We start from the raw sequence: 18,461 nt of genomic DNA on the forward strand, positions 1-18,461 counted from the left end.
CTGAACGTCCCCTCCGCGCGGTTGGCCGGACGCCGGTGGGGCCATGACACCGGCACACGGTCCGATGGGAAGCGCCGAGAGGGGGCGAGGGGACATGAAGCCCATGGCACACCTGGGGGTGGGCATCGGCTGGCGGCCGGAGATCGCGGACGCCGTGGAGCGGCTGCCCGGCCTTGACTGGGTCGAGGTGGTGGCCGAGAACATCTGCCCGGGCCACCTGCCCGAGGCGCTGCTGAGGCTGCGCGAGCGCGGGACGCGCGTCGTGCCGCACGGGGTCTCGCTGGGACTGGGCGGCGCCGACCGGCCCGACCCGGAGAAGCTGGCGGCGCTCGGCGAGCGGGCGGTGGCGCTGGGGGCGCCGCTGGTCACCGAGCACATCGCCTTCGTCCGCACGTCCTCGGCCGTACGGCCCGTGCTGGAGGCGGGCCACCTGCTGCCGGTGCCGCGCACGCGGGACGCGCTGGACGTGCTGTGCGAGAACGTGCGGATCGCGCAGGACGCCCTGCCGGTGCCGCTGGCGCTGGAGAACATCGCCGCGTTGTTCTCGTGGCCCGGCGAGGAGCTGACGGAGGGGCAGTTCCTGACGGAGCTTGTCGAGCGGACCGGCGTCCGGCTGCTCATCGACGTGGCCAACCTGCACACCAACCGGGTCAACCGGGGCGAGGACCCGGCCGCCGTACTGGACGGGATCCCGCTGGAGGCGCTGGCCTACGTGCACGTGGCGGGCGGCGTCGAGCGGAGCGGGGTCTGGCACGACACGCACGCCCACCCGGTGCCGCCGGTGGTCCTCGACCTGCTCGCCGAACTCCGCTCCCGGGTGGACCCGCCGGGCGTGCTGCTGGAACGGGACGACGACTTCCCGCCGGAGGCGGAACTGGCCGCCGAACTGACCGCGATCCGCGCGGTGGCCGCGGGCCGGGCGGCCGCGGGCCGGGCGGCCGCGGGCCGGGCGGCCGCGGGCCGGGCGGGAGCCCGGACCTCCGCCCCGGCGCAGGCGGCTCCGGGCGATGCGACGGCTTCGGCGGCCCCCGGGGCGGACCCCGCCCACCAGGGCGGCCCCGAGGCGGCGGCCGACCCGGCCGCCGGCGCGGCGGGACCCGCCCCGGATTCCGGCGCTCCGGCCGACCCCGCGACGCGGGGCGTCGCCGAGGCGGCCCGGACCCGGGTGGCGCTCGGGCAGGCCGCGCTGTTGTCGGCGCTGGTGGCCGGGACGCCCGTGCCCGAGGGCTTCGACCGGCAGCGGATCGGGGTACAGGCCCGGGCGCTGGCCGCCAAGCGGGCCGATGTGGTGGCCAAGGTGGCGCCCGAGCTGCCGGGGATCCTGGGCGGCGCCGGACCGTACCGCGCGGCCTTCCTCGCGTACGCCAAGGGCCGTCCCATGACCGGCGGATACCGCCGCGACGCGCTGGACTTCGCCGAGCACCTGCTGATCCGGGACCTGCCGGCCGACCCGGCCGCCCGGCGGCGGCTGACCTCCTGGTGGCGGGACCGGGCCGGTGCGCGGCCGCCCCGCCGGGTCGTGCGCTGGGCCCGGGCCCTCGTGGGGAGAGCGGCATGAACCTCCTCGCCCTCGCGATCTGGCTCGGCGTCGCCGTCTCCAGCGGCCTGCTGATCCGCGGCCTGCGCCGCTCCCGGCCCCCGTCGGCCGGCCCGGCGCCCGCCCTGCACGACCTGTCCGAGGCCGCGTTCATGGCGGGCGGCCCCGGCGCCGTCGTGGACACCGCGCTCGTCTCGATGCTCGCGGACGGCCGGCTGATCGTCGGCGGCCCCGGCATCGCCCACGTACGCCCCGGGGCGCGCGCGTACGACCCGGCCGAGCGCGCCGTCCTCCAGGCACACCAGGATGCGCCCTCGGGCTGGCTCTACCAGGTCCGTTACGCCGCCATGCTCGACCCTGCCGTCCAGGAGACCGGGGGCGCGCTGGCCGCCCGGGGGCTGCTCTCGCCGCCCGGGTGGGGCCGGGCCTGGCGGCGCTGGGGGCTGGTCCAGGCCACCGTGTGCGGGATCCTGGTCCCGGTGTCGCTGCCGCTCACCTTCGCGGCGTGCCTCCTGCGGCCCGGGGCGGTCCAGGTGCCGTTCATCGTGAAGGTGCTGCCCGTCCTGCTGGGCGGGGTCGTGGTGGGCCTGGTCTGCGCGGCCCGCGCCAAGGGCCGGCTGACCCCGGCGGGGATGCGGGCGCTGCGCGAGATCCGCTCCTCGTACCTCAACGACCGGAACCCGCACGTGCAGACCGCGCTGTTCGGACTGCGCGGTCTGCGGGACCCGTTCCTGCGCGGCCAGCTGGTGCCCGCCGCGCGCGGCACCCGGCTGGCCGCGGCCCAGGCGGCCTCCCGTCCGCACGGGTCGGGCTCCTCGTACGCGGCCTCCGCCGAGGTCCTGCCCGTCGTCTGGTGCGCCGGGAGCGACGGTGGCAGCGGGGGCGGTTCCGGCTGCGGCTCGGGCTGCGGATCCGGTTCGGGCTGCGGCTCGTCGGGCGGCAGCAGCTGCTCCTCCTCCTCGGGATCGGGCTGCGGCTCCTCCGGCAGCAGCTGCGGAAGCAGTAGTTCCAGTTGCTCCGGCAGCAGTTCGAGTTGCAGCAGTTCGTCCGGTTCCAGCTGCTCCAGCAGCTCCTGACTCCCCATCACGGCCGCATCACAAGGTGCTCACACCTCGGCGCCACCTGTGACCACGTGCATCAACTGCTTGTAGAAAGCGGGGATGTTCTGGGTCCTCTTCCTGCTGGTGTCCTGGGCGGGGGTGCTGTGGTCGTGCACCCTCCTCCTGGCGGCCGCCACCCGCGCCGCCGAGCCCGCCACCGGCGCCGCCACCGCGCCCCACCACGACGAGCTGAGCCTGTACGAGGCCGCCTACCTCGCCGGCGGTCCAGGGCGGGTGGCCGAGCTGACGCTGCTCTCGATGCAGCGCCGGCGACGGCTGCTGCTGGCCCACACCGGCTGGGCCACCGTCGTCGACCCCGTCGGCCACGACGCCCACGAGTGGTCCGTACTCGGCGCGTTCGGCTCCGACGGGCAGTCTCCCGTACCGGACCTGCGGTCCACGGCGGCCGCGGACGAGGCGGTACGGGCCCTCGCGGACCGGCTCGGCGAAGCCGGTCTCGCGGTGCCCGCCGGCTCCCGGCGCGGGGTCGCCGACGGGGTCCGGGCCGTGCGCGGGGCCACCCTGCTGGTCCTCGCGATGGCCGCGGCCTCCGTCACCCTCCCGGCCGGCGCAGGCATGACCCACGCCATGATCCTGGCGTGGTTCTCGCTGCCGCTCATCCTCGGCGCGAGCTGCCTGGCCATAGCCCGCTTCGAGGCCCACCCGTACTCGCGCTGGGCTTCCCCGGCCGGCCAGCGGCTGCTCGTCGCGCTGGACCGGGAGCGCAGCCACCGGGATTCGCTGACCGCGGTGGCCGTGCGCGGGGTCCGCGTGGTCTCCGACCCCGGGCTGCGGGCGGCGCTGGGGTACGGCAACCGGGGGTGGTTCCCGCGGCAACGGGGCCATTGAGGCCGACACCGGCCGCCGATCCTTTACACGGCTCCGGCCCGATGGTCGTCTCATCGGACGATACGAAGGGGCCGCCATGCGGATGCCGCTCGCCCGCCTCGCAGCCGCCGCGGCGGGGTTCTCCCTCACCCTGTGCACCGGGGCCACCGCCGTCCCCGCGGCCGCCGCCCCGCTCGCGCGGCCGCTCCCGCGCCCGGCCGGGGCCGCCCTGCCCCTCCCGCCCGGCGGCGCCGCCGCGGAGGCGGGCGCCGAGCTCGCCGCCCGCCGCGCCGCCGCCACCGGCCTCGGCTTCGGGCCCTGCCCGCACGTCGAGGGGCTGCCCGGCCCCATCCGGTGCGCGACCCTGCGCGTGCCGCTCGACTACGCCCGCCCCGTCGGCCCGCAGATCTCACTCACCGTCAGCCGCGTCCCGGCGAGCGGCGCCCTCGGCGCCCCCCGGCAAGGCGCCCTCGTCCACAACCCCGGCGGCCCCGGCGCCTCCGGCATGCGCTTCCCGCTCCTCGCCGAGGCGCCGGGCTGGGGGCGGATCGCCGCCGCCTACGACCTCGTCGGCTACGCACCGCGCGGAGTCGGCCGCTCCGCCCCGCTCTCCTGCCAGGACCCCGCCGCCCGCGGCACCACCCAGGTCCCGGCCGAGCCCTCCCCCGCGTACAAGCGGCAGCGTGTCGCCGCCGCCCGGGCCTACGCCCGCGGCTGCGCCCTGCGGGCGGGCCCGGCCCTGCCCCACTACACGACCCTGGACAACGTCCGCGACCTGCACGTGCTGCGGGCCGCCCTCGGCGAGGACCGGCTGAGCTTCCTGGGCTCCTCGTACGGCACCTACCTGGGCGCGGTCTACGCCACCCTCCACCCGGGCCGCGTCCGGCGCATGGTCCTCGACTCGGCGGTCGATCCCGACCCGAGCCGCGTCTGGTACCGCAACACCCTCGACCAGGCACGGGCGTTCGAGCACCGCTGGTACGACTTCCGCGCCTGGGCCGCCCGCCACCACGACACGTACGGACTCGGCTCCACCCCGGCGGCCGTACAGGCGAGCTACGAACGGGTCCGGGACGCGGTGGCCCGTACCCCCGCCGGCGGGTCCGTCGGGACCGGCGAACTCCAAGCCGCCTACCTCCAGGCCGCGTACGACGACGACGTCTGGCCGGAGCGGGCGGCGACCCTGGCGGCCTTCCTGCGCGGCGATCCGGGCCCGCTGACCGGGCAGGCCGCCCCGGACCCGGCCGCGGCGGCCGGCGCCGAGAACGCGACGGCGGTCTACACGGCGGTGCTGTGCAACGACGCTCCCTGGCCCGGCGACTGGGAGACCTGGGACCGCGACCACACCGAACTGGCCCGCACGGCCCCCTTCGGGGCCTGGGCCCACGCCTTCCTGAACCTGCCGTGCGCCTACTGGCCGGTGCGGGCACGGCAGCAGCCGGTCGAGGTGGGGATCGCGGCGGGGGCCCGGGCCGCCCGGCTCCCCGGCACGCTGATCGTCGCGGCGGAGCGGGACGGGGCGACCCCGTACCCGGGCGCGCTGGAGCTTCAGCGGCGGCTCGGCGGCGGGGCCGCGCTGGTCACGGAGCGCGGGGCCGGCACCCACGGGGTGTTCGGCGGACGCAATGGCTGCGTGGACCGTCACGTGGAGCGGTATCTGCTGACAGGTGACACCCCGGGGTGGCGTGTCACGTGTGCGCCGCATCCGGAGCCCGCACCGGTGTCGCTGGACGACGGGGCGGCAAGCGCCCGCAGGGCACTGCTGCCGCCTGTCGTCTGAACTTCCGGGCGGGATCTCCGGCTGCGTCGTTTCGGGGGCAGGGCCTCCCGATCCACCGGAGAAGGTCAGTCCTCCGGTCCTTCCCCCCAGGGGAGGTATCAGGCGAGCCCGGCCACCAGATCGGCGACGGACTTGCGGCGCCCGGTGTAGAAGGGCACCTCTTCGCGGACGTGCATACGGGCCTCGGAGGCACGCAGGTGACGCATGAGGTCCACGATGCGGTAGAGCTCGTCGGCCTCGAAGGCCAGCAGCCACTCGTAGTCGCCCAGCGAGAAGGAGGCGACGGTGTTGGCCCGCACGTCGGGGTAGCCGCGGGCCATCTTGCCGTGGTCGGCGAGCATGCGGCGGCGGTCCTCGTCGGGCAGCAGGTACCAGTCGTAGCTGCGCACGAAGGGGTACACGCTGACGTAGTCGCGGGCGACCTCGTCGGCCAGGAAGGCCGGGATGTGCGACTTGTTGAACTCGGCCGGGCGGTGCAGGGCCATGTTCGACCACACCGGCTCCAGCGCGCGGCCCAGCTTGGTGCGGCGGAACAGGTTGTACGCGGTCTGCAGCTCGTCCGAGGTCTCCGCGTGCCACCAGATCATGATGTCCGCGTCGGCGCGCAGGCCGGAGACGTCATAGGTGCCGCGGACGGTGATGTCCTTGGCGGCCAGCTGGTCGAACAGCTCCTGGACCTCGTCGGCGTAGCCGGCGCGGTTCTCGGGCAGAACGTCCTTCAGCTTGAAGACGGACCACAGGGTGTAGCGGATGACCTCGTTGAGGTCCTTCGCCTTCTTCCCCGCATTGGGAATCTTCTCTGGTGCAGTCATGTGCCTATTGTCCCAGTGCCGATCAGTGCTCTGTGCCAGGGGTGCCGAACGAGGCGATGACGGCGTCCGCGGCCTTGCCGGCACTGGCGACGCACGCCGGGATGCCCACCCCGTCGTAGAGCGCGCCGCACACGGCGAGGCCGGGCAGGGCCGCGACCGCGGTACGGATCCGGGCCACCCGGGAGAGATGGCCGACCGGGTACTGCGGCAGCCCGCCATCCCAGCGGGTGACGGTGGAGGCCACCGGACGGGCCGCGAGGCCCACGGCCGCGCCGAGGTCGGCCAGGGAGACCTCGACCAGTTCCGCGTCCTCCCGCTCCAGTTCGCCCTCGTCCCCGTAGCGGCCCACGGAGGTCCGCAGCAGGAAAAGGTCCGGATCGGCCCCTGCCCAGGCCCACTTGTTGCTGGAGAAGGTGGACGCCTTGATGGTCCGGCCGTCGACGGGCGGTACGAGGAATCCGCTGGCGCCGCCCCCGGTGACGGAGGCCGGCAGGTCGGAGCGGCGGAAGGCCATCGTGACCAGGGCCATCGAGGCGTATTCGACCCCGCGCAGCTCGGCCGCGGCGGCGGGCGCGAGCCCGTCGAGCAGCCGGGCGGCCGGCCCGGCCGGGGTGGCCACGATCACGCCGTCGGCCTCGATGACCTCGGTGGACCCGGCGCCGGCCACGACCCGCCAGCCGCCGGTCGTACGGGTGACCTCGCGCACGGGGGTGTCGAGGAGGATCCGCGCCCCGGCCGCCCGGCAGGCCTCGGCGACGGCGATCGGGAGCCGTCCGATACCGCCGTCGATGCCGGCGAAGACGGGGCCGGCCGCCTGGGGGGTCTGCTCCGCCCGGCGCTGCAGTTCCCGTACGCCCTCGCCCAGCGAGCGGTGCGTGCGGGCGGCCTCGAAGAGCTGGGGCACGGCGGCCCGCATCGAGATGCGGTAGGCGTCGCCCGCGTAGACCCCGCCGAGCAGCGGTTCCACGAGCCGGTCGACGACCTCGCGGCCCAGCCGGGCGGCGACGTACGCGCCGACCGCGACGTCCTCGCCGATCTCGGTGGGCGGCAGGGCGCCTTCGGCCTCGATCCGGGCCAGGCCCTCGCGCGAGAGCACCCCGGACGCGGCGAGCGGCCCCAGGTCGCCGGGGACCCCCATGACGTGGCCGCGCGGCATCGGCCGCAGTGCGCCCCGGGTCCACAGGTGGGCGGTGGCGGTGGCGGGCGCCTGGAGGGCTTCGCCGAGGCCCACGGCCCGGGCGAGGTCCACGGCTTCGGGGCGGCGGGCGAGCACGGACTCGGCGCCGAGGTCGACGGGGGCGCCGGCGAGCTCGCCGGACCGCAGCTTGCCGCCGAGCCGGTGGCCGGCCTCCAGCAGCGTGACGCGGACGCCCTGGGAGAGGAGCCGGTGGGCTGCCGCGAGGCCCGCGATGCCACCGCCGATGACGACGACATGGCCCGTGCTGCCGGGTCCGTCCGTACGCATGTCCGCTTCGTGCATGGACACATCGTCTCAGACCGCTCCTTGGCCGATCACCGAGGCCGGACCGTGACCGCATCGGGACCGGCCCGGGACCGGGGAAGCGAAACCCGCGACGGGGCTCTGTGCGTCGAAACGGCAACACCAGCCGAACCTCGGGGGTTTACAGCGATGCACACCCGGAACAGACAGCGCTCCGCGGCCGCCCTGGCCGCCCTCTCCCTGGCCGGGGCGCTCGCGCTCACCGGCTGCGGCGCCGCCGGCACGGACCACGCGGCCGACAAGGCGGCGGTCGCGCCCGCGCAGGACAGCAAGGCCCAGGAAGGTGCGAAGGGGGCCGCGGCGGCTCCCTCGGCGGCGCCCGCGACGGGCGACAAGGGCGCGCAGCAGCCGGCCGTGGTCCGGCCCCACGTCATCCGTACGGCGACGCTCGGCATCGAGACCGCCGACGCCCAGAAGACGCTCGCCGCGGCCCGTGCGGCGGCGGACGGCGCGGGCGGCTACGTCGGCAACGAGTCCACTAAACGCGGCCAGGACGGCCGGATGACCTCGACCCTGACCATGCGGGTGCCGGGCGAGCGCTACGACGCGGTGCTCGGGGCCATGGAGGGCAGCGGAAAGCTCCTCCACCGCAAGGTCGACGCGCAGGACGTCACCGAGAAGGTCGCCGACATCGGCAGCCGCGTCGCCTCGCAACAGGCCAGCGTGGCCCGGGTGCGGGAGATGATGGGCAGGGCCTCGGCCCTGAGCGAGGTGGTGATGCTCGAGAGCGAGCTGAGCCGGCGCCAGTCCGACCTGGAGTCGCTGCTGGCGCAGCAGACGGCGCTGAAGGACCAGACCTCGCTGGGCACGATCACGCTGGAGGTGTCGGAACCGGCCGCGAAGCCGGTGGGGGAGGAGGAGAAGGAGTCCTCCTTCATGGACGCCCTGCGCGGCGGCTGGGGGGTCTTCCTGACGGTCCTGCGCTTCCTGACGCTGGCGGTGGGCGCGCTGCTGCCGTTCGCGCTGGCCGCCGCGCTGGTGGGCCTGGGCTACCGGCTGTACCGGCGGCTGCGTCCGGCGCGGCGCAGGACGGGACTGGTCCCGAAGCGGGTATCGGTCCCGGCGGCCCGGGCGGCGGCTTCGGACACCGGGCCCGCCGCGGACACCGAGGCCCGCGTACAGGACTGAACGCACGTTCGCCCGTAGCGTGTTCCCCATCCGATGACGGTGAAGGGGCGGTACGGGCCATGGCGACGGCGGCGAAGGAACGACTGGTGGTGGTCGGCGGTGACGCGGCGGGGATGTCCGCCGCGTCACAGGCCCGGCGGCTCAAGGGGCCGGACGAGTTGGAGATCGTCGCCTTCGAGCGCGGGCACTTCACCTCCTACTCCGCGTGCGGCATCCCGTACTGGATCGGCGGCCGGGTCGCCGAGCGCGACGACCTGATCGCCCGCACCCCCGAGGAGCACCGGGCCCGCGGCATCGACCTGCGCACCCGTACCGAGGTCGTGGAGCTGGACCTCGCGGGCGGGCGGGTCCGCGCCCGCGATCTCGACAGCGGTTCCGAATCCTGGACGCGCTACGACAAGCTCGTCCTGGCGACCGGCGCCCGCCCGGTCCGCCCCCGCCTCCCCGGCATCGGCGCGCACGGGGTCCACGGCATCCAGAGCCTGGACGACGGCCAGCGCCTGATGGGCACGCTGGAGCGTACGGAGGGCCGCCGGGCGGTCGTGGTCGGCGCGGGCTACATCGGCGTGGAGATGGCCGAGGCCCTGATCGGCCGGGGCTACGAGGTCACCGTCCTGCACCGCGGCGAGCAGCCGATGTCCACGCTGGACCCGGACATGGGCGGCCTGGTGCACAGCGCGATGAACGGCATGGGGATCCGTACGGTCTCGGGCGCCGAGGTGACGAAGATCCTCGAAGACGGGGAGGGCCGGGTCCGCGCGGTGGCCACGGCGGCCGGCGAGGAGTACCCGGCGGACGTGGTCGTGCTCGGCATGGGCGTGGAGCCGCGCACGGCCCTGGCCCGGGCGGCCGGGCTCCCGCTCGGCCCGTCGGGCGGCATCCTCACGGACCTGTCGATGCGGGTCCGCGGTCACGAGAACATCTGGTCGGGCGGCGACTGCGTGGAGGTGCTGGACCTGGTCGCGGGCCGCACCCGGCACATCCCGCTGGGCACGCACGCCAACAAGCACGGCCAGGTCATCGGCTCGGGCGTGGGCGGCGGCTACGCGACGTTCCCGGGGGTCGTGGGCACGGCGGTCAGCAAGGTGTGCGACCTGGAGATCGCCCGTACGGGGCTGCGCGAGCGGGACGCGCTGGAGGCCGGGCTCCGCTTCGTCACCGCCACCATCCGCTCGACGAACACGGCGGGCTACTACCCGGGCGCGGCGGAGATGACGGTGAAGATGCTGGCGGAGCGGCGCACCGGGCGCCTCCTCGGCGTGCAGATCGTGGGCGGCGCCGGTTCCGCGAAGCGGGTGGACATCGCGGCGGTCGCCTTGACGGCGGGCATGACGGTGGAGCAGGTCGTGGCGCTCGACCTGGGCTACGCGCCGCCGTTCTCCCCGGTCTGGGACCCCGTCCTGGTGGCGGCCCGCAAGGCGGTATCGGCGGTGCGGGCGGCGGGGGTGTAGGCGGCCCTGCGGGGCTGGTCCCCTACCCGCTCTTCCACCGCCCGTCGCCTCAAACGCCGGCGGGGCTGGACTGCCCGGAGGGCGATTTCAGCCCCGCCGGCGTTTGAGGCGCGGGGTCCGGGGCAGCGCCCCGGCAACGGCGCTCAGCGCTCGGTCTGGGTGTGGACGTAGTCCACCAGGCGGGTCAGGGCGTCCGGGTCCGTCGTCGGGAGGACGCCGTGGCCCAGGTTGAAGACGTGGCCCTCCAGGCCTGCGGCCGCGGTCAGGACCTCGTCGGTCTTGGCGCGCACTGCCTCCTCGGTGGAGAACAGCACGGCCGGGTCCAGGTTCCCCTGGAGCGCCTTGCCCGGGCCCACCCGGCGGACGGCCTCGTCCATCGGGATGCGCCAGTCGACGCCCATGACGTCCGCGCCGGCCTCGCCCATCAGGCCCAGCAGCTCGCCCGTGCCCACGCCGAAGTGGATCCGCGGGACCCCGTACGAGGCGACGGACTCGAAGACCTTCGCCGAGGCCGGCATGACCGAGCGGCGGTAGTCCGCCGGGGCGAGCGCGCCGACCCAGGAGTCGAAGAGCTGGACGGCGGAGACGCCCGCCTCGATCTGGACCTTCAGGAAGGCGGAGGTGATCTCCGCGAGGCGGTCGAGCAGGTCCGCCCACAGCTGCGGGTCCCCGTACATCAGGGCCTTGGTGTGCTCGTGGTTCTTCGAGGGGCCGCCCTCGACCAGGTAGCTCGCGAGGGTGAAAGGCGCGCCCGCGAATCCGATCAACGGCGTGGAGCCCAGTTCACCCGTAAGCATGCCGATCGCCTCGGTGACGTACGGGACGTCCTCGGGGGTGAGGTCGCGCAGCTGTGCGAGGTCCTCGCGGCGGCGGATCGGCTGGGCGACGACCGGGCCGATGCCCGGCTTGATGTCCAGGTCGACGCCGATGGCCTTCAGCGGGACCACGATGTCGGAGAAGAAGATCGCCGCGTCCACCTTGTGGCGGCGCACCGGCTGGAGCGTGATCTCGGTGACCAGGTCGGGCCGCATGCAGGACTCCAGCATCTGCGTGCCCTCGCGCAGCTTGCGGTACTCCGGGAGCGAGCGCCCCGCCTGCCTCATGAACCACACGGGGGTGTGCGGCACCGGCTCCCGCCGGCACGCCTTCAGGAAGGCGGAATCGTACGTCTGGCTCGGCTGGCCCGTCACTGGGGTCTCCCCGGCGCCGGCGGAGCCTGGCGCGAGGGGAAGGTCGTTGGCGCTCACGACCCAAATCTTCGCACGTATGAAGAAGTGCCCGGCCCGGCGCGGGTGTCCCTGCGCCGTACGGGCGCACATACCGCCTAGTCTTCCCCGCATGGCTGCGGCTCAGGGACGATTTTCAGATGGCGCTGACGGTATGGACAGCGCGAAGGAGAGCTCCGTCCCGCTCCCGTTCCGCCGGGCGGTCGACGGCTTGAAGAAGGCGCGGCTGCGTCCGGGGATCGAGATCGACCCGACGAAGCCGCCGCAGAGGCTGGCACCGCACGCCTATGCGCTGGAGGCAGCGGTGGTGGAGGGGGAGGACGACCTGGCCGACGGCCGGCTCATCCTGCTCCACGACCCGGCCGGGCACGACGCCTGGCAGGGGACCTTCCGCCTGGTGACGCTCGTACGGGCGGAGCTGGAGCCGGAGATGGCCGCGGACCCGCTCCTCCCCGAGGTGTGCTGGTCCTGGCTGACGGGGGCACTGGACGCGCGCGGGCTGACGTACGGGGAGGCGAGCGGGACCGTGACCATGGCGAGCTCGCACTACTTCGGCGGGCTCGCGGAGCGGCGGCCGGCGACGCAGATCGAGATCAGAGCCTCGTGGACACCGCGCGAGGGGGTGGGCGGGGTGCCGGACACCTCGGCGCACCTGGCGGCGTGGTGCGAGCTGCTGTGCCAGGTCGCGGGGCTGCCTCCGGTGGGGCCGACGGACAGCGCGACGGGCGTGGTCTCCCTGCCACAGCGGCGCGGTCCGCACCACCCGTAGGCGCAGGGCCGTACGGCCGGGCCCGAGACCGGCCTGGAAGCGAACGGCCGGTCGAAGTCCGCAACGGGGTGTCGGAACAGGGCGTCCGTTGTGGGCTTCTGATCACCCTATGATCGATCGTGCGTCCGAATTGCCCGAATTGTTACTCACCAAATCGTGATCATTCCCTAAAGCCGGGCGGGTGACGTGCCGAAGGAGTCAGTGACCATCCGCACGGTTCGCACCGGCTTCCTTCCCCGAGCCGGCCGTCCCGCCACTCCCCCAGGAGGCCTAGGTGTCCGTTCTTCTCGAGCAGCCCGCAAGCCTGGTCGCCTACCGCCCGAACAAGCCGACGGCCATGGTCGTCGTGGCCGACCCGCGCGTCCGTTCCACCGTGACCCGCCATCTGTGGGCCCTCGGAGTACGTGATGTGATCGAGGCGTCGTCCATCGCGGAGGCCCGCCCCCGCGTCGGCAGCCCGCGCGACATCTGCGTGGCCGACGTACACCTGCCCGACGGTTCCGGTCTCACCCTGCTCTCCGAGACCCGTGCCGCGGGCTGGCCCAACGGCCTGGCCCTGTCGGCCGCCGACGACATCGGCGCCGTACGCAACGCCCTCGCCGGCGGTGTGAAGGGCTACGTCGTCACCGGTACGCGCACCAACATCGGACTCCCCACCCGGCCCGGCGCCGCCCCCATCGGCGCTGCCGCCGCCCGTATGCACCGCCGCCCCCCGGGTGCCCCGAGCCACCCGGGCGGCTACCGAGAGCTCTCCGGCCGCGAGGTCGAGGTCCTGCGCCTCGTGGCGGAGGGCCAGTCCAACAAGGCCATCGGCGTTTCGATGGGCCTGTCCGCCCTGACCGTCAAGTCCCACCTCGCCCGGATCGCCCGCAAGCTGGGCACCGGCGACCGGGCCGGGATGGTCGCCGTCGCCCTGCGGACCGGGATCATCCACTGACCGCGGGCGGCCGGAACTCCCGGATAGCAGGCCGGGACCGCCGTCCGGAATACCCCCGGAAAACTCCCCGCATACTCATCGCGCCCGTCGACGGAACGTTCCGGCGACGGGCGCCCCGTATCCACGGATACCCTTGACCGGTGACCGACGCCCAAGAGACCGCAGCAGACCTGCGCACCACCACCGGGGGCGGCCCCCCGGACGACGTCGTCAGTTCGTCCGATGGGCCGCCGATTCCATTGCTGGAGCCCCGTGAGGGGATCCCCCCGGTGGTCGCCGACGCGGACGCGCTCGCCCGGGTGGTCGCGGCCTTCGCCGCGGGCACCGGGCCCGTCGCCGTCGACGCCGAGCGCGCCTCCGGATACCGCTACGGCCAGCGCGCCTACCTGGTGCAGCTGCGCCGCGAGGGCGCGGGCTCGGCGCTGATCGACCCGGTGGGCTGCCCCGACCTGTCCGCGCTGGGCGAGGCCCTGACCGGCACCGAGTGGATCCTGCACGCCGCCACCCAGGACCTGCCGTGCCTGCGCGAAATAGGCATGGCGCCCACCTCCCTGTTCGACACCGAACTGGCCGGCCGCCTGGCCGGTTTCCCGCGGGTCGGACTGGGCGCGATGGTCGAGAGCGTGCTCGGCTACGCGCTGGAGAAGGGCCACTCCGCCGTCGACTGGTCCACCCGCCCGCTTCCGGAGCCGTGGCTGCGCTACGCCGCGCTGGACGTGGAGCTGCTGGTGGACCTGCGGGACGCGCTGGAGAAGGAGCTGGACCGGCAGGGCAAGCTGGAATGGGCCCGCCAGGAGTTCGACGCCATCGCCGCGGCTCCACCCGCGCCGCCGCGCAAGGACCCGTGGCGCCGTACGTCCGGCATGCACAAGGTGCGCCGCCGCCGGCAGATGGCGGTCGTACGGGAGCTGTGGGAGTCGCGGGACCGGATCGCCCAGCGGCGTGACGTCTCCCCCGGCAAGGTGCTGGGCGACGCCGCGATCGTCGAGGCCGCCCTGGCCCTCCCGGCGAACGTGCACACCCTGTCGGCCCTGCCCGGCTACGGGCAGCGGATGGGCCGGCGCCAGCTGGACCAGTGGATGGCCGCCGTGGACCGGGCGAGGGTCCTGCCCGAGAGCGAGCTGCCGCAGCCCGGGGCGACCCCGTCCGGTCCGCCGCCGCCGCGCTCCTGGGCCGACAAGGACCCGGCCGCCGCGGCCCGGCTGTCGGCGGCCCGCACCGCCGTCTCGGCGCTGGCGGAGGGGCTGAACCTGCCCCAGGAGAACCTGATCGCCCCGGACACGGTGCGCCGGCTGTGCTGGGAGCCGCCACAGCGTCTGGAGGCCGACACGGTGGCGACGGCCCTGGCCGGCTACGGCGCCCGCCCCTGGCAGATCGAGCAGGTGACGGCGGCGCTGGTGACCGCCCTGGCGGCGACCGCCTGATCCCGCTCCGCCCCGCGCAGGCCCCCGGCTCTCCCGCCGGGGGCCTGCGCGTGTTCACGGCGCGGGGGTGCAGTCGCCCTCCTTGTCCATCAGGAAGCTGCCGCCCTGGGTGTGCCCGTCGATCGCGGTGTGCTTGAGCCGTTCGCGCGACAGGCGGTGCACGTGCTTGGACACCCTCTCTCAGGGGATCTGGTGGCCGGCGCGGGCCGCGGTCGGTGGTGACGACGGCCATGGCGGGGCCCTTTCGGTCCGGTCGGCCCGGCCGGGACGCCGGGGCCACGCCGGGATCGGCGCGCGCCGGCCCGGAGCCTTCGGCGCACCGCCGCACCGTCCCCGAACCGCCCCTATCCGGTGTCCCTGACGGTGCCGATCGGCCGGAGGCCGGGTGTGACCTTCGCCGCTCCTCGGGGAGGGGGTGTGCACACCGGTTACTCGCAAGTAGCATGGGCCGGGTGAGCGGGCGCTCAGCAAGACAGGCCGAGCCGCCCCCGCGCAGCAGTGCACACCCGCACCTGGAGGAGAGCCAACGTGCCTCGTACCGTCAGGGACGTCGTCTTCGTCGACGGCGTCCGCACCCCGTTCGGCAAGGCGGGCCCGAAGGGCATCTACCACGAGACCCGCGCCGACGACCTCGTCGTGAAGGCGATCCGGGAGCTGCTGCGCCGCAACCCGGACCTGGACCCCAAGAAGATCGACGAGGTCGCCATCGCCGCGACCACGCAGATCGGCGACCAGGGCCTGACGCTGGGCCGTACCGCCGGCATCCTCGCGGGTCTCCCGCAGTCCGTCCCGGGCTACTCCATCGACCGCATGTGCGCCGGCGCGCTGACCGCCGTGACCGCCGTCGCGGGCGGTGTGGCCTTCGGTGCGTACGACGTCGCCCTCGCCGGCGGTGTCGAGCACATGGGCCGCCACCCCATGGGCGAGGGCGTCGACCCGAACCCGCGCTTCGTCTCCGAGAAGCTGGTCGACGAGTCCGCCCTGTTCATGGGCATGACCGCCGAGAACCTGCACGACCGGTACCCGACGATCACCAAGCTCCGCGCCGACGAGTACGCCGTGCGCTCGCAGGAGAAGGCCGCCAAGGCGTACGCCGACGGCAAGATCCAGCAGGACCTGGTCCCGATCTCGGTGCGCAACACCAACGAGGCGGCCGGTGAGACGGGCTGGGGCCTGGTCACCACCGACGAGCCGATGCGCCCGGGCACCACGCTGGAGAACCTGGCCGGCCTGAAGACCCCGTTCCGTACCCACGGCCGGGTCACCGCGGGCAACGCCGCCGGTCTCAACGACGGCGCCACCGCCGCGATCATCGCGTCCGAGGACTTCGCCCGCGAGAACAACCTCCCGGTCAAGATGCGCCTGGTCTCGTACTCCTTCGCGGGTGTCGAGCCCGAGGTCATGGGCTACGGCCCGATCCCGGCCACCGAGAAGGCCCTCGCGCAGGCCGGCCTGTCCATCGAGGACATCGGCCTCTTCGAGGTCAACGAGGCCTTCGCGGTCCAGGTGCTGGCCTTCCTGGAGCACTACGGCATCGCCGATGACGACGCCCGCGTGAACCAGTACGGCGGCGCCATCGCCTTCGGCCACCCGCTCGCCTCCTCGGGCGTGCGCCTGATGACGCAGCTGGCCCGCCAGTTCGAGGAGCAGCCGCACGTCCGCTACGGCCTGACCACCATGTGCGTCGGCTTCGGCATGGGCGCCACGGTCATCTGGGAGAACCCGAACTTCAACGCCGAGGGAGACTCCAAGTGAGCACCACCGCTGAGCTCCTGAAGGGCGCGGCCGAGCTGTTCCCGGACGAGGTCGTCACGTCCGCGCACGTCCGCCACCTGGACCTGCCGTTCGGCGCCGGGCGCTTCGCGCTCATCACGCTGGACAACGGCCTGGACCACACCAAGCCGACCACCTTCGGCCCGCAGTCCCTCGCCAACCTGAACGCGGCGGTCGACCAGGTCGAGCAGGAGGCCCTCGCGGGCTCCATCGTCGGCGCGGGCATCACCGGCAAGCCGTTCATCTTCGCGGTCGGCGCCGACCTCAAGGGTGTCGAGCTGCTGAAGAAGCACGACGACGCGCTCGCCATCGGCAAGGGCGGCCACGACGTCTTCAAGCGGCTGTCGGCCCTCGCGGTCCCGACCTTCGCGTACTACAACGGCGCGGCGATGGGCGGCGGCGTCGAGGTCGGCCTGCACTGCACCTACCGCACCGTCTCGAAGGCCATCCCGGCCTTCTCGCTCCCCGAGGTCTTCCTCGGCCTGGTTCCCGGCTGGGGCGGCTGCACCATCCTGCCGAACCTGATCGGGGCGGAGCGCGCGGTCTCGGTGATCATCGAGAACTCGCTCAACCAGAACAAGCAGCTGCGCGGCAAGCAGGTCTTCGAACTCGGCATCGCCGACGCGCTGTTCGAGGGCGCCGACTTCCTGGAGCAGTCGCTGCTCTGGACGGCGAACGTGCTGAACGGCACCACCGAGGTCGTACGCCCGGAGATCGACCGCGGCGAGGGCTGGGACGCGGCTGTCGCCAAGGGCCGCTTCATCGCGGACTCCAAGGTGCACGGCGCGGCCCCCGCCGCCTACCGCGCCCTCGACATCATCGAGGCGTCCAAGGACGGCGACCTGCAGAAGGGCTTCGACGCCGAGGACACCGCGCTCGCGGACCTCATCATGGGCGGCGAACTGCGCTCCGGCATCTACGCCTTCAACCTGGTCCAGAAGCGCGCCAAGCGCCCGGCCGGCGCCCCGGACAAGTCCCTGGCCCGCCCGGTCACCAAGGTCGGCGTCGTCGGCGCGGGCCTGATGGCCTCGCAGCTGGCGCTGCTGTTCCTGCGCCGCCTGGAGGTGCCGGTGGTCCTCACCGACATCGACCAGGAGCGCGTGGACAAGGGTGTGGGCTACGTCCACGCCGAGATCCAGAAGCTGCTCGGCAAGGGCCGCATCAACCAGGACAAGGCCAACCGCCTTACCGCCCTGGTGACCGGCGTCCTGGACAAGGCCGAGGGGTTCGCGGACGCGGACTTCATCATCGAGGCCGTGTTCGAGGAGATGTCCGTCAAGCAGAAGGTGTTCGCGGAGGTCGAGGCGGTCGCCCCGGCGCACGCGATCCTCGCCACCAACACCTCCTCGCTGTCGGTCTCCGAGATGGCCTCCAAGCTCCGGCACCCGGAGCGCGTGGTCGGCTTCCACTTCTTCAACCCGGTCGCGATCCTCCCGCTGCTGGAGATCGTCCGCGGTGAGCAGACCGACGACGCCTCGCTGGCCACGGCCTTCGGTGTCGCCAAGAAGCTGAAGAAGACCGCGGTCCTCACCAAGGACGCCCCGGCGTTCGTCGTGAACCGCATCCTGACCCGCTTCATGGGCGAGATCCAGAACGTCATCGACGAGGGCACCCCGGTGGTCACCGCCGAGAAGGCCATCGAGCCGCTCGGCCTGCCGATGTCCCCGCTGGTGCTGCTGGAGCTCGTCGGCCCGGCGATCGGTCTGCACGTCTCCGAGACCCTGAACCGCGCCTTCCCGGAGCGCTTCAAGGTCTCCCCGAACCTGGCGGCCGTCGTCAAGGCGGGCAAGCGCGGCTTCTACGTCTACGATTCCGGCAAGCCGGAGCTGGACCCCGAGGTCGCCGCCCTCCTGGTACAGGGCGATGTCGTCCTGACCGAGGAGCAGGTCCGCGACCGCGTCCTGGACGCGGTGGCGCAGGAGATCGGCCTGATGCTGGAGGAGGGTGTCGTGGCCGAGGCCCAGGACATCGACCTCTGCCTCATCACGGGCGCCGGCTGGCCCTTCCACCTGGGCGGCGTGACGCCGTACCTGGACCGTGAGGGTGTCTCGGAGCGTGTGAACGGCAAGAAGTTCCTCGCCCCCGGCATGGCGAGCGTCCCGGTCTGACCGGTCGCAGTCGCACGGAACGGCGGATGCCGCACCACCCCGGCGGGTGGTGCGGCATCCGCCGTTTCCGGCACGGGGCGAGGGCGT

General features: G+C 74.0%; 14 protein-coding genes. 11 read left to right on the forward strand and 3 right to left on the reverse strand.

Translation table 11 applies throughout. From position 1 onward, the window contains the following. Positions 1-94 precede the first annotated feature (94 nt). The 4 genes from J7E94_RS02680 to J7E94_RS02695 all read left to right on the forward strand — a co-directional run bounded on the left by J7E94_RS02680 (position 95) and on the right by J7E94_RS02695 (position 5,245). On the forward strand, positions 95-1,558 hold the full coding sequence (locus J7E94_RS02680; RefSeq protein ID WP_215011968.1) for a DUF692 domain-containing protein: 1,464 nt from the start codon (positions 95-97) through the stop codon (positions 1,556-1,558). Further along, complete coding sequence (locus J7E94_RS02685) at positions 1,555-2,613, forward strand: TIGR04222 domain-containing membrane protein (protein WP_215011969.1); 1,059 nt, start codon at positions 1,555-1,557, stop codon at positions 2,611-2,613. Before J7E94_RS02680 ends, J7E94_RS02685 begins: the two co-directional genes overlap by 4 nt. Before the next feature lie 84 nt (positions 2,614-2,697). Beyond that, positions 2,698-3,486, forward strand: a complete 789-nt coding sequence (locus J7E94_RS02690) for a TIGR04222 domain-containing membrane protein (protein WP_215011970.1) — start codon at positions 2,698-2,700, stop codon at positions 3,484-3,486. Between the two features lie 82 nt (positions 3,487-3,568). Continuing rightward, the gene (locus J7E94_RS02695; RefSeq protein ID WP_374224378.1) at positions 3,569-5,245 is read left to right on the forward strand and encodes an alpha/beta hydrolase; all 1,677 of its coding nucleotides are present in this window, start codon (positions 3,569-3,571) and stop codon (positions 5,243-5,245) included. A 98-nt stretch (positions 5,246-5,343) separates the two neighbouring features. Here the strand turns inward: J7E94_RS02695 and hemQ are convergent, their stop codons facing one another. Continuing rightward, on the reverse strand, positions 5,344-6,057 hold the full coding sequence (hemQ, locus tag J7E94_RS02700; RefSeq protein ID WP_215011973.1) for a hydrogen peroxide-dependent heme synthase: 714 nt from the start codon (positions 6,055-6,057) through the stop codon (positions 5,344-5,346). A gap of 22 nt (positions 6,058-6,079) precedes the next feature. Continuing rightward, on the reverse strand, positions 6,080-7,537 hold the full coding sequence (hemG, locus tag J7E94_RS02705) for a protoporphyrinogen oxidase (protein WP_251056033.1): 1,458 nt from the start codon (positions 7,535-7,537) through the stop codon (positions 6,080-6,082). A 150-nt stretch (positions 7,538-7,687) separates the two neighbouring features. Between hemG and J7E94_RS02710 the strand changes: the two genes are divergently transcribed. After that, entirely contained in the window at positions 7,688-8,686 is a 999-nt protein-coding gene (locus J7E94_RS02710) for a DUF4349 domain-containing protein (protein WP_215011976.1), read from the forward strand. A 59-nt stretch (positions 8,687-8,745) separates the two neighbouring features. Continuing rightward, complete coding sequence (locus tag J7E94_RS02715; protein ID WP_215011977.1) at positions 8,746-10,137, forward strand: FAD-dependent oxidoreductase; 1,392 nt, start codon at positions 8,746-8,748, stop codon at positions 10,135-10,137. Between the two features lie 143 nt (positions 10,138-10,280). On the opposite strand, the gene hemE is transcribed toward J7E94_RS02715, so the two are convergent. Further along, the gene (gene hemE / locus J7E94_RS02720; protein WP_308344457.1) at positions 10,281-11,327 is read right to left on the reverse strand and encodes a uroporphyrinogen decarboxylase; all 1,047 of its coding nucleotides are present in this window, start codon (positions 11,325-11,327) and stop codon (positions 10,281-10,283) included. 148 nt (positions 11,328-11,475) lie between these two features. On the opposite strand from hemE, the gene J7E94_RS02725 reads away from it, so the two are divergent. The 5 genes from J7E94_RS02725 to J7E94_RS02745 all read left to right on the forward strand — a co-directional run bounded on the left by J7E94_RS02725 (position 11,476) and on the right by J7E94_RS02745 (position 18,374). Beyond that, positions 11,476-12,132 (forward strand): DUF3000 domain-containing protein, encoded by a 657-nt coding sequence (locus tag J7E94_RS02725; RefSeq protein ID WP_215011979.1) that lies wholly within the window; start codon positions 11,476-11,478, stop codon positions 12,130-12,132. A gap of 274 nt (positions 12,133-12,406) precedes the next feature. Further along, positions 12,407-13,069, forward strand: coding sequence for a response regulator transcription factor (locus J7E94_RS02730; RefSeq protein WP_007267191.1), 663 nt, complete (start codon positions 12,407-12,409; stop codon positions 13,067-13,069). A 140-nt stretch (positions 13,070-13,209) separates the two neighbouring features. After that, complete coding sequence (locus tag J7E94_RS02735) at positions 13,210-14,493, forward strand: ribonuclease D (RefSeq protein ID WP_215011980.1); 1,284 nt, start codon at positions 13,210-13,212, stop codon at positions 14,491-14,493. 528 nt (positions 14,494-15,021) lie between these two features. Further along, positions 15,022-16,248, forward strand: a complete 1,227-nt coding sequence (locus tag J7E94_RS02740) for an acetyl-CoA C-acyltransferase (protein ID WP_215011981.1) — start codon at positions 15,022-15,024, stop codon at positions 16,246-16,248. After that, positions 16,245-18,374, forward strand: a complete 2,130-nt coding sequence (locus tag J7E94_RS02745; RefSeq protein WP_215011983.1) for a 3-hydroxyacyl-CoA dehydrogenase NAD-binding domain-containing protein — start codon at positions 16,245-16,247, stop codon at positions 18,372-18,374. The genes J7E94_RS02740 and J7E94_RS02745 overlap by 4 nt, the downstream gene beginning before the upstream one ends. Positions 18,375-18,461 lie beyond the last annotated feature (87 nt).

Source organism: Streptomyces sp. ISL-94, assembly GCF_018614075.1.
In the GTDB taxonomy this organism is placed as follows: domain Bacteria; phylum Actinomycetota; class Actinomycetes; order Streptomycetales; family Streptomycetaceae; genus Streptomyces.